Source organism: Collinsella intestinalis (assembly GCF_902501455.1).
Classification (GTDB): domain Bacteria; phylum Actinomycetota; class Coriobacteriia; order Coriobacteriales; family Coriobacteriaceae; genus Collinsella; species Collinsella intestinalis.
Window position 1 is genome coordinate 423,781 of record NZ_CABWIC010000011.1, and the last position, 14,025, is coordinate 437,805.

13 protein-coding genes and 1 tRNA gene are annotated in these 14,025 nt (G+C 62.6%); all 14 read left to right on the plus strand.

What is annotated here, in order from left to right:
* Positions 1–13: 13 nt before the first annotated feature.
* The 14 genes from murI (at position 14) to AOBCEHNH_RS06905 (ending at position 13,951) form a co-directional block, all read left to right on the plus strand.
* Positions 14–892, plus strand: a complete 879-nt coding sequence (gene murI / locus AOBCEHNH_RS06840; RefSeq protein WP_226803342.1) for a glutamate racemase — start codon at positions 14–16, stop codon at positions 890–892.
* Positions 893–1,025: 133 nt separating this feature from the next.
* On the plus strand, positions 1,026–1,760 hold the full coding sequence (gene rph, locus AOBCEHNH_RS06845) for a ribonuclease PH (RefSeq protein WP_006723126.1): 735 nt from the start codon (positions 1,026–1,028) through the stop codon (positions 1,758–1,760).
* Positions 1,761–1,896: 136 nt separating this feature from the next.
* The gene (gene rdgB, locus AOBCEHNH_RS06850) at positions 1,897–2,559 is read left to right on the plus strand and encodes an RdgB/HAM1 family non-canonical purine NTP pyrophosphatase (protein WP_152063683.1); all 663 of its coding nucleotides are present in this window, start codon (positions 1,897–1,899) and stop codon (positions 2,557–2,559) included.
* Between the two features lie 3 nt (positions 2,560–2,562).
* Positions 2,563–3,009: a D-aminoacyl-tRNA deacylase gene (gene dtd / locus AOBCEHNH_RS06855; protein ID WP_006723124.1), complete on the plus strand. Its 447-nt coding sequence runs from the start codon at positions 2,563–2,565 to the stop codon at positions 3,007–3,009.
* Positions 3,010–3,263: 254 nt separating this feature from the next.
* Positions 3,264–3,911, plus strand: coding sequence for a hypothetical protein (locus tag AOBCEHNH_RS06860; RefSeq protein ID WP_152063684.1), 648 nt, complete (start codon positions 3,264–3,266; stop codon positions 3,909–3,911).
* 24 nt (positions 3,912–3,935) lie between these two features.
* Positions 3,936–4,385: a hypothetical protein gene (locus tag AOBCEHNH_RS06865; protein ID WP_152063685.1), complete on the plus strand. Its 450-nt coding sequence runs from the start codon at positions 3,936–3,938 to the stop codon at positions 4,383–4,385.
* A gap of 327 nt (positions 4,386–4,712) precedes the next feature.
* A complete protein-coding gene (locus AOBCEHNH_RS06870; protein WP_152063686.1) occupies positions 4,713–5,009 on the plus strand; it encodes a Veg family protein in 297 nt (98 codons plus the stop codon).
* A complete protein-coding gene (gene ispE / locus AOBCEHNH_RS06875; RefSeq protein WP_006723122.1) occupies positions 5,010–5,963 on the plus strand; it encodes a 4-(cytidine 5'-diphospho)-2-C-methyl-D-erythritol kinase in 954 nt (317 codons plus the stop codon).
* 36 nt (positions 5,964–5,999) lie between these two features.
* Positions 6,000–6,076: transfer RNA gene (locus tag AOBCEHNH_RS06880), tRNA-Pro, on the plus strand.
* A gap of 199 nt (positions 6,077–6,275) precedes the next feature.
* Positions 6,276–6,533: a twin-arginine translocase TatA/TatE family subunit gene (gene tatA, locus AOBCEHNH_RS06885; protein ID WP_006723121.1), complete on the plus strand. Its 258-nt coding sequence runs from the start codon at positions 6,276–6,278 to the stop codon at positions 6,531–6,533.
* A 100-nt stretch (positions 6,534–6,633) separates the two neighbouring features.
* Positions 6,634–7,104 carry a transcription elongation factor GreA gene (greA, locus tag AOBCEHNH_RS06890; protein ID WP_006723120.1) on the plus strand — a complete coding sequence of 157 codons (471 nt, stop codon included), beginning with the start codon at positions 6,634–6,636 and terminating at the stop codon, positions 7,102–7,104.
* A 158-nt stretch (positions 7,105–7,262) separates the two neighbouring features.
* Positions 7,263–9,248, plus strand: a complete 1,986-nt coding sequence (lysS, locus tag AOBCEHNH_RS06895; protein ID WP_152063687.1) for a lysine--tRNA ligase — start codon at positions 7,263–7,265, stop codon at positions 9,246–9,248.
* Between the two features lie 396 nt (positions 9,249–9,644).
* On the plus strand, positions 9,645–11,102 hold the full coding sequence (locus tag AOBCEHNH_RS06900) for an aminoacyl-histidine dipeptidase (RefSeq protein ID WP_152063688.1): 1,458 nt from the start codon (positions 9,645–9,647) through the stop codon (positions 11,100–11,102).
* Positions 11,103–11,320: 218 nt separating this feature from the next.
* Positions 11,321–13,951 carry an ATP-dependent Clp protease ATP-binding subunit gene (locus AOBCEHNH_RS06905; RefSeq protein WP_152063689.1) on the plus strand — a complete coding sequence of 877 codons (2,631 nt, stop codon included), beginning with the start codon at positions 11,321–11,323 and terminating at the stop codon, positions 13,949–13,951.
* Positions 13,952–14,025: the final 74 nt, after the last annotated feature.

The window sequence follows — 14,025 nt, forward strand, 5'->3', positions numbered from 1 at the left end:
GACGGGAGGAACCATGAGAGATTGCGAGCGCCCCATCGGCGTGTTCGACTCCGGATTGGGCGGTCTCACGGTTGCGCGGTGCATCGCCACCTCGCTGCCGCATGAGTCGATTTACTACGTGGGAGATACCAAGCGGTGCCCCTATGGCGTGCGTCCCGAGGAGGAGGTGCGCTCATTCGTGCTGCAAGCGGGCAGGTGGCTCGCCGAGCACGAGGTCAAGATCATGGTGATTGCGTGCAACACCGCCACCGCGGCGGGTCTGCGCATCGCTCAGCAGGTGCTGCCTGTGCCGGTGATCGGCGTGATCGCGCCGGGCGCACGCGCCGCCATCAACTCCACGCGCACGCGCAAGGTGGGCGTGCTCGCCACACCGCTCACCGTTCGAACCGGCGCCTACACGCGTGCCATCCAGGATCTGGATGCGGGCGTGGATGTGTACGGATGTCCCGCCCCGAGTTTTGTCGAGATCGTCGAGCATGAGCTCGCCACCGGCGCCCACCTGCAGGAGCGCTGGCTGCAAAATGGGGACATCTTCGACACGCTCGAGAATCGCGTGGAGGTCGAGCGCACACTCGCGCCCATCATCAACGGCGGTGCGCAGGTGGACACCGTGGTGCTCGGCTGTACGCATTTCCCCTTGCTGGCTGGTCCGATTCGCCATGCACTCGGGCCCGATGTGCGCGTGGTGTCCTCGGCGGAGGAGACGACGCGTGAGCTCGAGGACATCTTGAGCCGCCGTGACCTGCTCGCCCCTCAGACGGCGCAGCCGGAGCACCGCTTTGCCACGACCTCGGACAACATCGCCGAGTTCGCTGCTGCGGGTAGCTTCATCTTCGGGCAGCCCCTCAAGAGCATCGAGCACATCTCACTCGACGAGCTCCGCGGTCTGTAGCGTCTCAATTGGTGCCTGTCCCCAATTGCTTGCTTTTCTCATCTCGAGGGCAGGCCCCAATCGCCCGTGGGGACCGCGGACGAGAAGTTGGACCGTCCGGCGTTCAATACCACTTTTGAAAGGAACACGTTCCATGGAACATATGATGATCGACCGCGCCAATGGTCGCGCGGCAAACCAGATGCGCACGGTCAACCTCACCCGCGACGTGATGAAGCACGCCTTGGGCTCTTGCTTGGTCGAGTTCGGCGACACCAAAGTGCTGTGCGCCGCCACCATCGAGGAGGGTGTGCCCGGTTGGCGCAAGGCGAGCCATCAGGGCTGGGTCACCGCGGAATATGCCATGTTGCCCGCTTCGACCAATCGCCGTACGCGCCGTGAGACGAACAACCGCAAGGGCCGCTCCATGGAGATCGAGCGCCTGATCGGTCGCAGCTTGCGCACCGTTGTGAACATGAAGTCTCTGGGCGAGCACACGGTCACCGTGGACTGCGATGTCATCCAGGCTGATGGCGGGACCCGTACGGCGAGTATCACCGGCGCATGGGTTGCCCTGCACGACGCACTCATGGCCTGGGTCGAGGCCGGCAAGATCGCCCGCCTGCCGTTGACGGGCCAGGTCGCCGCCGTCTCCATGGGTCTGGTGGACGGTTGCGAGCTGCTCGACCTTGACTACTCCGAGGACAGCCACGCCGAGGTGGACATGAACCTCGTTGCCACGGATGCTGGCGAGATCATCGAGATTCAGGGCACCGGTGAGCAGACGCCGTTCGACCGCGCCCGCTTGAACCGCCTGCTCGACCTTGGTGAGCTCGGCATCAAGCAGCTCATCGACCTGCAAAACGAGGTTACTGCTTTCCGCGATTAGCGGGTTTTGCCGATGTGCATTTGGGGACGGGTGCGTTTTGCACATCGGCGAGGCGGCTCGCTTGCAGCCCGCGTGGGCCGCAGCGGGTGTGCAGTTTGCACCCGTCCCCCATTACACATCGAGAGGAAGGCCCCTTATGGCACTTGAAAAGATCGACATCGAGACACTGGACCCCAAGCGCACTATCGTGGTCGCCACGGGCAACGCGCATAAGCTGACCGAGATCGAGGCGATCTTGAGCCAGGTCTTGCCCGACGTTCGGTTTGTGGCGCTCGGCCAGCTGGGAGATTTCGAAGACCCCGAGGAGAACGGCACCACGTTCGTCGAGAACGCGATCATCAAGGCCGAGGCCGCCGTCGCGGCGACGGGCCTGGCGGCCATCGCCGACGATTCCGGCCTGGTGGTGGACGCGCTCAACGGTGAGCCCGGCGTTTACTCTGCGCGCTACGCCGGCACCCATGGTGATGATGAGGCCAACAACGCCAAGCTCCTCGACAAGATGCAGGAAGTGGCAGACGCCGACCGTACGGCGCGCTTCATGAGCGTCGTGGCGCTCATCGACGCCGCAGGCTGCGTCCTTACGGGCACGGGGGCCTGCGAGGGCATGATCGCGCGCGAGGGGCGCGGGCGCTTCGGCTTTGGCTACGACCCGTTGTTCCTGCCCACCGATACGCCCGGCAAGACCATGGCCGAGCTCACGCCCGAGGAGAAGAACGCCATCAGCCATCGCTTCCATGCGCTCGAAGACCTGTCTGCTCAGCTCACGACTGTGGGCGGCGCTCAGGCGCAGGAGTGCTAACCCATGCGCGCCGTCATTCAGCGCGTTGAGCGCGCGAGCGTGACAATCGCCGGGGACGTCGTGGGTAAGATCGGCGCCGGGTATCTGATTTTGCTCGGCGTCGGTCATGCCGATACCCGGGCTGAGGCGGATAAGCTCTGGGGCAAGATCTTCGCCCTGCGCATCAACGATGACGAGGAGGGGAAGACGAACCTCTCGCTTCCCGATGTGGACGGCGAGGTTCTGGTGGTCTCTCAGTTCACGCTGTTCGCCAATTGCAGGAAGGGCCGCCGCCCCTCCTTTGTCGAGGCCGCGCCACCGGCGCAGGCCACCGAGCTATATGAGTACTTCGTCGACCTCGTCCGTGCCGACGTGGGACGTGTCCAGACGGGCCGTTTTGGTGCCGATATGCAGGTCGAGCTTGTGAACGACGGACCTTTCACCATCGTCCTCGACACCGACGAGCTATAGAGAAAAGCAGGGTTGATTTTCAGGTGGTTGTTTTTCAACGGTTTGAAAATTGATGATCTAAAACCAGACTTAGCATAAAGTCCGAGTGCTTGCATTTTATTGTTGAGATAATAGAATATGGTAAAGGAGGTGGAACGATGAACAATCAACACTCCATGTTCCTTCCCCTGATTTTCTATAGATTACTCCAGGCGCCATGCGTCCCGAATCGTCTGTGGTCTTAATTAGACGTATTGAGGCATCTGGAGGTAGTGATGAACGGTAAGATGAGTGACCATTTGTTTGATCGTCGTCATCTTATTGCGACGATTGGTCTTCTGGGTATTTCTGTTGCCACGCCGCAGTGTTCTTTTGCGGGGGATGAGTTATATACGAATATAGTTGAATGCCCCGCGTATCCTGATCTTACCCATCAGGAGTTCTTGGATTTGTGCCAGGCAAACGCAGAAGCTGAAGCCGAACGGGTGATAAGCCAAGCTTTGAAGCTGAGTGGCGAAGAACGCTCCAATCGAGGGCGTCCGACGTACGAAACCGTTTATGAGGCTCAGCGGGTGGTGAACAGCCCGTGGAAGAGGTCTGCTGGGCAGCCGCCTGGCGGAACAAAGGTGGACAATGGCGGAGGGCTCTATGTAACGACCTCGGGGTCAGGAAGTATTGATTTTAGCTACAGCTTTCCCACTCCGTATGGAGATGTGGGTTTTTCTGGACCACTGGGCGGTCAGGCAGTATCCGGAGTTCTTGTCGAGATAGATTCGAGTGGATATTACGTAGTTGAGCAGTTGAACATTCATTACGCAACGCCCTACCGCGTTTACGAAGTGAAGGACGGTGTCAGGCGTTTGTATGCGGCGCTGGTCAGCAAGTCGCTCTATCGTTCTCGTCTACGGGCGGTTCGTACCTAGCATGGTGGTGGGGAAATGGGGAGGTTGATTAATCCTAAGCTGGTGCTTTCATGCGCATGCGTTGCCTTGTGCGTAATTGCGGTGTTGCTGTCTTTGAAGCTCGGACATTCTCGTGAAGCGGCGCTACGCGGGTACGATGTCGAGGGCACTTTTGCATATTGCGACGGCGCGTCTGCTGATAACAAAGTGTCAGGGCCGTCCGCCTCGCGCATTATCTCCCTTTGGCCTAATTTGGATTACGCTGATTGCGGCATGTGGGAAGCAAGTGGCGTGACCATTGGTGGTGCCTCATCGGGCGTGTATAGAAAAACCGAAGATCCAAATGTTTATATGCTTTTCGATGAAGGCGATTTGAGAATCGGTTGCGTTCATGTCGCTTACTCATCTGGGGAAACCGCCGAAGCCTACCTATTTGAATCGGGTGGGGTTCATCGGATTACCCGGATATCTCGGAGTGCGGTGACGGTCGAGTAGAGAAGATGGGCCAACCTTATGAGGTGGGGGCTCGGTCTTTATGCCGAGTCCCCGCAGTTTATACGGGCTCCCGCTGGGCTCTCGGATCAACAGCATACGGTTGTTGATTGGGGAAACGAACATATTGATTCTGGCGATGACGATAGAAAGATGCCCGTTGTGCTGGAGGCGTTCAACCAAACAGCTTGAAAGGTTGGAAAAGCGCAAGTAGCTGCCGCATGTCCGGGAAGGCTATATTCTCACACTTACTGTAACCCTGCTATACTCCAATGTGTATGTGTATACTTGGGCGCATTCTATCGAGCGCCCGTGTGTGGAGGCCATAGCATGGAAGAGATGGAAGTCAATCACGTCGCGGAGATCCAGGAGAAGCTGTCCGGGATGGTCGGCGACCGCGTGAAGGTCAAGGCCAACATGGGCCGCACCCGCGTCATCGAGCGCTTGGGCATCATCAAGAACGTGCATCCTGCCGTCTTCATCATCGAGGTTGATGAGCGCCGCGGCCGCAAGTCCCGCCAGTCGTATCAGTACGTCGACGTTCTGACCGGCACCGTCGAGCTGTTCGACCCCGAGACCGGCGAGCATATCTTCACCCCGCTCGGCACGCAGCTCGAGGAGCACTAAATGCCGGCGCCGAACCCCGCGTTCGACCCGCTTCGCGCGGCGGGCGTCCGTGCCGAGGCTCCCCAGGGCCGCTTCATGCTCATCACCGCCCCGGCGAAGATCAACCTCTATCTGGGCGTTCACGAGCAGACGGATGAGGAGGGCTATCACGGTGTCGACACGGTCATGACGACGTTGGACATCGCCGATACTCTCGCCATCGCACCGTCCGATCGCCTCATGGTCAAGACGGTCCCGGAGGCCGATTTCCCGCAGGAGAGCAACAGCGCCTATAAGGCCGCCGTCGCGATGGGGGAGGCCTTTGGCCGCGAGCCGAATTTCGCGATCCTCATCGATAAGCACATCCCCATCCGCGCTGGCCTGGGCGGCCCGTCCACCGATGCCGCTGCAACCATCATGGGCATCTGCCGGTACTGGGGCGTCGATCCGCGCGATGAGCGCATCGACGCGGTGGCGCGCTCGATCGGCGCAGACGTTCCGTTCTTCCTCTACGGCCCGCCAGCGCACCTCGATGGCCGCGGGGATACGATGCGCGAGATGTTCCGACCTCTCACCGGCACCCCGGTCGCGCTGGTCAAGCCTATGACGGGCGGTGTCTCCACCGTCGAGGCCTATCGCCGTTTCGACGAGAGCCCACAGCCCGCGGGCGAGCTCGAGCCCATGCTCGACGCCATGCGCGCCCACGACGAGGATGCCGTTTTCTCACACGTCTCGAACAATCTCGCCCCGGTGGCGCGCGAGCTGTGCCCCGAAATCGGCGAGATTCTCGATTGGCTGCGCGAGCAGCCGGACGTCCGCGCCGTCGATGTCTGCGGATCCGGTGCCACTGTTTTTGCCGTCTGCAAAACGCAGATGGCGGCCGAAAAGATCGGCATTGCCGCTATGAAGGAGCACGGATGGTGGGCCCAAGCTGCGAAGATGGAAAAAAGTGGACCTTTTATCGCTGTGGGCTAGCATTGGAAGAAATCTTCTGATATTATAACCGAGCTGCGGGTTGTGGCTCAGCTTGGTAGAGCACCGCGTTCGGGACGCGGGGGTCGCTGGTTCAAATCCAGTCAACCCGACCATTGCATTGCAAAGGGTCGCCTTCGGGCGGCCCTTTTTGCGTTCAAACCGCTTACCGACTCTTAACCGAACGGGCCCGTTGCCCGTGTAGAATTGTCAAATGTTGTGCAGAGCCGTGATGGCGGGTTATACTCTTTCGAGCTAGCGCGCGGCGCATATCGCGCATGTCACGCCAAACGGAAAGTTTCTGGAGGAAATGGTATGTTCCCTAAAGGTTTTGAGTGGGTTGTCATCCTCATCGTCGCCCTGCTGATCTTCGGCCCCAAGAACCTGCCGAAGCTCGGCAAGTCCCTGGGCAAGACGGTCAAGAACATCCGTGAGGGCATGTCCGGTGACGGCGAGCAGCAGGCCGAGGAGGCCGAGGTCGTCGAGGAGGACGACGAGGTCGCCCAGCTCGAGGCTCAGCTTGCCGAGGCCAAGGCCAAGAAGGAAGCCGCGGCCGCCAAGGACGCCGAGTAACCCGCGTACACAAGGGTTGATCGCGGCCGGTTGACCCGCCAGGGTTCGCCGGTCGCTTTGCTGTTATTTCTGCACGCACACGCTAAGAGGGGATCGTCGCATGGACGTAAGCCAGATCGTACTGACTGCCGAGGGCCGCAAGAAGCTCGAGGAGGAGCTCGCGTATCTCGAGGGCGAGAAGAGCCGTGAGATCGTCGAGCACATCAAAGAGGCCCGTGCATTCGGCGACCTTTCCGAGAACGCCGAGTACGATGCCGCCAAGGAGGACCAGGCTCGCAATGCCGCCCGCATCGCCGAGATCCGCGCCACCCTGGCCAACGCTCAAGATGCCGTTGCCGGCTCCAGCATGATCGTCTCCATTGGCAGCGTCGTCACGCTGATCGACGGCGAGGGCGAGGCCTCCGACTTCACCATCGTCGGTACCACCGAGACCAACGTTCTCGAGCACAAGATCTCCAACGAGTCCCCGGTCGGTCGTGCCATCATCGGTCACGGTGAGGGCGAGAGCGTCGAGGTCGTGCTTGCAAACGGCAAGACGCGCGTCTACACCATCGCCAAGATCTCGCGCTAGGGTTCGTTCGAATCCTAGCGCGCAACTCCGCTCCTTGACGCCGCATGGCGCCAGGGGGCGGTTTTCGTTTGAAGCCCCTTCGCGGTACGCTTGATGAGCGATTGCCGTGCCGAAGAACAGCCGGGCCACGGTCCGGCACCACGAGAGGAGTCACCGAGATGGCCGAGAACCTCGAAGCCGCCGAGCCCGCCAACATCCTGAACGACGAGCGCGCCCGTCGCCTCGCCGACCGCGCCGCCCTGTACGCCGCCGGCAAGAATCCCTACCCGGAGCGTTCTTCCGTGACCGATCACGCCGCCAACCTGCTCGACCGTTACGAGCATCTCGCCAACGAGGAGGTCGCCCCCGAGACCGTCACCATCGGCGGTCGCGTCGTGGCCAAGCGTGGTCAGGGCAAGATCATGTTCATCGTCGTGCGCGATCCGTCCGCCGACATCCAGCTCTTCTGCCGCGTGAACGATGTGGAGGAGGAGTCCTGGGAGGTTCTGAAGGAGCTCGACCTCGGCGATATCGTCCAGGCGACCGGCCAGATGACGCGCACCAAGCGCGGCGAGCTCTCCATCGCTCCGCGTACCGCCCAGCTGCTCTCCAAGGCGGTCCGCCCGCTGCCCGAGAAGTTCCACGGCCTCTCCGATAAGGAGACTCGCTATCGCCAGCGTTACGTCGACCTCATCGTGAATGAGGACGTGCGCGAGACCTTCCGCAAGCGCTCCGCCATCGTCTCCGCCTTCCGCCGCTACATGGAGGACAACGGCTACATGGAGGTCGAGACCCCCATCCTGCAGTCCATTCAGGGCGGCGCCACGGCCAAGCCGTTCATCACGCACTTCAACGCGCTCAACCAGGAGAACTACCTGCGCATCGCTACCGAGCTGCACCTCAAGCGCCTGCTTGTGGGCGGCTATGAGCGCGTGTTCGAGATCGGCCGTATCTTCCGCAACGAGGGCATGGACCTCACCCACAACCCCGAGTTCACCACCATGGAGGCCTATCGCGCCTACTCCGATCTCGAGGGCATGAAGGAGCTCGCCGAGGGCGTCATCAAGGCCGCCGCGCGTGCCATCGGGCTGGAGGGCATGATCGACTACCAGGGTCAGGCCATCGACCTGTTCTCCCCGTGGCCGTCCCGTCCCATGACCGACGTCGTCTCCGAGGTTCTGGGCCGCACCATCACCATCGATACGCCCGTCGAGGAGCTTCGCGCCGCCTGCGACGAGCATGACATCGAGTACAAGCCTGAGTGGACCGCCGGCAAGCTCATCGCCGAGCTGTTCGACGAGCTGGGCGAGGCTATCCTCATCAACCCGACCTTCGTCGTGGATTACCCCGTCGAGGTTTCCCCGCTGGCCAAGCGTCACGAGGACGACCCGCGCCTCACGCACCGCTTCGAGCTCTTCATCGCCGCGCACGAGTACGCCAACGCGTTCTCTGAGCTCAATGACCCGGTCGATCAGGCCGAGCGCTTCGCCGCGCAGATGGAGGAGAAGGCCGGCGGCGACGACGAGGCCATGGAGTACGACGAGGACTACGTGCGCGCGCTCGAGTACGGCATGCCTCCCGCGGGTGGCATCGGCATCGGCATCGACCGCGTGGTCATGCTGCTCACCAACTCCACGTCCATCCGCGACGTCCTGCTGTTCCCGCACATGAAGCCCGAGAAGGGTTCCAAGTCCGGTGCCGCTGCTGCCAAGGCCGCCCAGATGGCCGAGGCCGCGGGTGCCGCGAGCCCGTTCCTCACGTCCATGAAGCCCACGAACGACTACTCCAAGGTGGTCGTCGAGCCGCTGTTCGAGGATTTCGTCGACTTCGACACCTTTGCCAAGAGCGACTTCCGCGCCGTGAAGGTCAAGGACTGCGTGGCCGTTCCCAAGTCCAAGAAGCTGCTGAACTTCACCCTGGACGACGGCACCGGCACCGACCGTACCATCCTTTCCGGCATTCACGACTACTACGAGCCGGAGGACCTGATCGGCAAGACGCTCATCGCCATCACCAACCTGCCTCCGCGCAAGATGATGGGTATCCCCAGCTGCGGCATGATCATCTCCGCCGTGCATGCCGAGGCCGAGGGCGACGAGACTCCCGAGCGCCTCAACGTTCTGATCGTGGATGATGCCATCCCCGCCGGCGCCAAGCTCTACTAGATCGGTTTCGCCGTTCTGACGAATAGCGGCCCTCTGTAGGTTGCCCCTATCTGGGGACGGCTCCCACACCTCAATTTAGGGACAGTCCCTAAATTGAGGCTGACGCCGGATACTTGAGGTTGGCCCTGGGTGCCGAATGGCCTCCGAACGCTGATCGAAGTCAAATGAAAGTCACGTTTCCGCCCTTGGAAACGTGACTTTTGTTATGTCTCGGTGGGGGATGGGGTCGGCTGCAGACGCCCCATGCGCAGGGTGCGGTCGGTCTAGGGCCGATTTCGCCCGTTGGACGTGAGCGAGGGGCCTCTCGTCGAGTGCGGGCTGGTTTCTTCAACTGAACTTTGGGAATATATAAGTCGCATGGCTAATGTCCGCATCAGATGCGCCAAGGAGGCACCCATGGACTACAAGATCACCGGCTATGAGCCCGCCAAGCTGTTCCATTACTTCGAGGAGATCAGCGCCATCCCGCGCGAGTCCGGCAACGAGAAGCAGATCAGCGATTACCTGGTGACGTTCGCCAAGGACCACGGCCTGTGGGTCTATCAGGATGATGTCCATAACGTGATTATCAAGAAGGCCGCCTCCGCCGGCGCCGAGGACAAGCCCGCCGTCATGCTGCAGGGCCACATCGATATGGTGTGCGACAAACTCGGCTCCGTTGAGCACGATTTCACCAAGGACGGCATCGATCTCGTGGTGACCGACGGCGTCCTTACCGCCAACGGCACCACCCTGGGCGCCGACAATGGCATCGCGGTCGCGCTCATGCTCACCGTGCTCGATGACGACTCCCTGGCCCATCCGGCCCTCGAGTGCGTCTTTACCACCGACGAGGAGTCCGGCCTCGTGGGCGCCGAGACCCTCGACAAGTCCCAGATCGACGCCCGTACCATGATCAACCTCGATTCCGAGGAGGAGGGCGTGGCCACCGTCAGCTGCGCCGGCGGCGTCGTTGTCACCTACACCCGCCCTATCACCCGCGAGCACAAGTCCGGTAGCGTCCTCGCGCTTGAGATCTCCGGCCTCCTCGGCGGTCATTCCGGTGCCGATATCCATCTCGAGCGCGGCAACGGCAACCTCATCATGGCCCGCATCGTCGAGCGCCTCATGATCGCCGGTGAGCCCGCCCTGGTGAGCTTCAACGGTGGCACCAAGGACAATGCCATCAACCGCGAGTGCAAGGCCGAACTCGTCTACGCCGATCATGCCGCCGCCGAGGCGGGCGCCGAGCTCGCCCGCGAGATCGCCGCGAAGGTCGCCGCCGAGCTCGAGACCTATGACCCCGGCTTCACCTGCGATGTCGCAATTTTCGATGACGCCGAGGTCGAGGCCATCAACGAGGACACCGCGCTCGCCTTTGTGCGCGCCATCCGCCTCGCCCCCAACGGCGTGATGCGTCGCAACCTGGCGGCCGACGGTGCCGTTGACGTCTCCTCCAACATCGGCGTTGTCGCCACGTCCGACGACGAGGCCAAGATCCTGCTGTCTCCGCGTTCCTCCATCACCTCCCTGCAGGAGGAGTTCAAGGACCGCCTGCAGACGCTCGCCGACGTGCTGGGCTTCGACGCCAAGTTCGAGTACGAGTACCCGGGCTGGAGCTACGCCGAGCACTCCCCGGTGCGCGACGTCTTCCTCAAGAGCTACCGCGAGCTGTTCGACACCGAGCTGCGCATCGAATCCATCCACGCCGGCCTTGAGTGCGGCCTGTTCGCCGAGGCCCTCGACGGCTTGGACGCCATCGCCGTCGGTCCGACCCTGAAGGATGTTCACACGCCCGATGAGTCCATGGAGCTCGCCTCCTCCGAGCGCTTCTATACCTTGCTCGTCGACGTGCTCAAGCGCCTCGCCGCCTAATGCCTCAATTGGGGACAGGTACAAATTGAGCCGTCTTCCCTAGGGATGCGAAAGGCCCGTAGCGATGAAGTTCGCTGCGGGCCTTATTGGATATGGGCACGAGCAGCGGTGCTGTCCCTTGCGTCAGCTGTCGCGTTTTGACCTCAATCGGTTATCATGGTGCGCCATTGGGTACACGTTTTTCGATAACACGCCACGAGCATAAACGAGGTAGACGCATGTTGGACCGATTCACCGATCGAGCGCGCAAGGTCATGTCGCTTGCGAAAGAGGAGGCTCGAGCGCTCAAGACCTCCAAGGTCGGCACCGAGCATTTGCTGCTCGCCCTGGCCAAGGAGCAAGAGGGCGTGGCGGCCGAGGCGCTGCGCGATCTCGAGATCACGTACGACGACATCCTCGAGCAGCTGAACGAGATCCATAAGGCCGCACCTTCGGAGCCTGAGCCCGAGGACGCTAAGCTCGCATTCACGCCGCTCGTCATCTCGGTGATGGAGAAGAGCTTCCGTCTGGCGCGCGAGAACAACCAGACCTATGTCTCCACGGAGCACCTGCTGCTCGCCATCGTGAGCGAGGGCAACGGCCTGGCTGTGGACATCCTGCGCCGCCTGGGCGTCTCGGGCGCGAGCGTCCGCGGCGCCGTGGAGAAGCTCACGGCCAAGGACCAGGGCAAGCAGCGTCCCCTGGCGGGCGCCGGCTCCGGTCGTCCGGGTGCGGGCCTGCCGTTTTTCGGCGGCGGAGCGCAGGGCCAGGCCGGTGGCAAGCCGGAGAGCGTGCTCGCGCAGTTCGGCACCAACCTCACGCAGGAGGCGCGCGAGGGCAAGCTCGATCCGGTCATCGGCCGAGAGAAGGAGATCTCCCGCATGATGGAGATCCTTTCTCGTCGTACCAAGAACAACCCGCTCATCCTGGGTGACCCCGGTGTGGGCAAGACCGCCATCGTCGAGGGGCTGGCGCAGGAGATCTCCGCCGGCAACGTCCCCGAGAACCTCATGGGCCAAAACATCTGGACGCTCGACCTGCCCGGGCTGGTGGCCGGTGCAAAGTATCGCGGCGAGTTCGAGGAGCGCCTGAAGAGTGTGATAGCGGAGGCCACCGAGGCCGACGACATCATCTTGTTCATCGATGAGATGCACACGCTGATCGGCGCGGGCTCCGCGGAGGGCTCAATCGACGCGAGCTCCATGCTCAAGCCGGTCCTCGCACGCGGCGCCTTCCAGATCATCGGTGCCACCACCGCCGAGGAGTTCCGTAAGTACCTGGCAAAGGATCCGGCGTTCGAGCGCCGCTTCCAGGCTATCGACGTGGATGAGCCGAGCGCGTCCGACACCGTGGCGATCCTTGCCAAGCTCGCTCCCAAATATGAGGAGCACCACCACGTCCGTTACACGCAGGCGGCCCTTGAGGCGGCGGCGAGTCTTTCGGCCCGCTATATCCAGGACCGCTTCCTGCCCGACAAGGCGATTGATCTCATCGACGAGGCCGGCGCCCGCGCTCGTATCGCGCGCAACAAGGCGCCCGAGCCCGTGCGCGAGGCCGAGGCCCGCGTGGTCGAGCTCAAGGCCGCCGTCGAGGAGGCGAGCGCCGCGGACGACATGAACCGCGCCGCCGAGGCCAAGGAACAGCAGCAGACCGCCGAAATCGCCCTGGGTGAGGCCCGCGCCGCCTGGAACGCCGAGCTCGACGCGAGCCCGGTCGTCATCGATGTGCCCCAGATCGCCGACATCGTCTCGGTGACCTCGGGCGTGCCCGTCTCGTCGCTCACGGAGGACGAGAGCCGTCGACTGCTCGCCTGTGAGAGCGCGCTCAAGACGCGCATCATCGGGCAGGACGAGGCGGTCGCCGCCGTCGCGAAGGCGATCCGGCGCAGCCGCAGCCCGCTCAAGGACCCCCGCCGCCCTGGCGGTTCCTTCATCTTTTTGGGCCCCACGGGCACCGGCAAGACCGAGCTCGCCAAGACGCTCGCCGAGTACCTGTTCGGCAGCAAAGATGCGCTCATCAGCTTTGACATGTCCGAGTTCGGCAGCCAGTACGAGGTCTCCAAGCTCATCGGTTCGCCCCCGGGCTACGTGGGACATGAGGAGGGCGGCCAGCTCACCAAGGCCGTGCGCCGCAACCCGTACTCGGTGGTGCTGTTCGACGAGATCGAGAAGGCGCATCCCGACATCTTCAACATCTTGCTGCAGGTGCTCGACGAGGGCCGCCTGACCGACAGCCAGGGCAAGACCGTTGATTTCCGCAACACGGTCGTCATCATGACGAGCAACGTGGGAGCCCGCGAGATCGCACAGGATTCGAGCGTGGGCTTTGGCACCACGGGCGAGGCCGGTCTTACCGCCGACGAGATCCGCGGCCGTGCGATGGGGGAGCTCAAGCGCCTGTTCCGCCCCGAGTTCATCAACCGCGTGGACGATATCGTGGTGTTCCAGAAGCTCGCTGGGGAGAGCCTCACGCACATCGCCGAGCTGCTCGTCGACGACCTGCGCCAGCGTCTGATCGCCAACGGGATGAATATCGTGGTGACCGACGCCGCACTCGAAAAGATCGTGCGCGAGGGTACCGACCTCACCAATGGCGCTCGTCCGCTGCGCCGTGCCATCCAGCGCCTCATTGAGGACCCGCTGTCCGAGGAGCTGCTGGCGGGCGAGTGGTCCGCGGGCGATACGGTCCAGTGCGACCTTGCCGACGGTGAACTCGTGTTCACCCATGTTGCCGGCGAAATCCCCGCTCCTCGCGCGACCGGTGAGCTCGGTGCGGGTTTTGACGCCTCGGCGCCGCGCCGCTCTACGAGCGCCCCGCGCACCGCAAGCACCTCCGGTGGGCTTATCCAATCGGGCGCCGGCGCGCACTGAGTCATCGGCGCGCACTGAGCCATGTGAAATTGCGAGCCTTGAGCGGCCAGTCGGATAGATTTCCGGCTGGCCGC

Excerpts from the sequence above, each read along its gene's own strand:
- murI (WP_226803342.1), top strand. The coding sequence starts at position 14 with ATGAGAGATTGCGAGCGCCCCATCGGCGTGTTCGACTCCGGATTGGGC.
- rph (WP_006723126.1), top strand. The coding sequence starts at position 1,026 with ATGGAACATATGATGATCGACCGCGCCAATGGTCGCGCGGCAAACCAG.
- rdgB (WP_152063683.1), top strand. The coding sequence starts at position 1,897 with ATGGCACTTGAAAAGATCGACATCGAGACACTGGACCCCAAGCGCACT.
- dtd (WP_006723124.1), top strand. The coding sequence starts at position 2,563 with ATGCGCGCCGTCATTCAGCGCGTTGAGCGCGCGAGCGTGACAATCGCC.
- AOBCEHNH_RS06860 (WP_152063684.1), top strand. The coding sequence starts at position 3,264 with ATGAACGGTAAGATGAGTGACCATTTGTTTGATCGTCGTCATCTTATT.
- AOBCEHNH_RS06870 (WP_152063686.1), top strand. The coding sequence starts at position 4,713 with ATGGAAGAGATGGAAGTCAATCACGTCGCGGAGATCCAGGAGAAGCTG.
- ispE (WP_006723122.1), top strand. The coding sequence starts at position 5,010 with ATGCCGGCGCCGAACCCCGCGTTCGACCCGCTTCGCGCGGCGGGCGTC.
- tatA (WP_006723121.1), top strand. The coding sequence starts at position 6,276 with ATGTTCCCTAAAGGTTTTGAGTGGGTTGTCATCCTCATCGTCGCCCTG.
- greA (WP_006723120.1), top strand. The coding sequence starts at position 6,634 with ATGGACGTAAGCCAGATCGTACTGACTGCCGAGGGCCGCAAGAAGCTC.
- lysS (WP_152063687.1), top strand. The coding sequence starts at position 7,263 with ATGGCCGAGAACCTCGAAGCCGCCGAGCCCGCCAACATCCTGAACGAC.
- AOBCEHNH_RS06900 (WP_152063688.1), top strand. The coding sequence starts at position 9,645 with ATGGACTACAAGATCACCGGCTATGAGCCCGCCAAGCTGTTCCATTAC.
- AOBCEHNH_RS06905 (WP_152063689.1), top strand. The coding sequence starts at position 11,321 with ATGTTGGACCGATTCACCGATCGAGCGCGCAAGGTCATGTCGCTTGCG.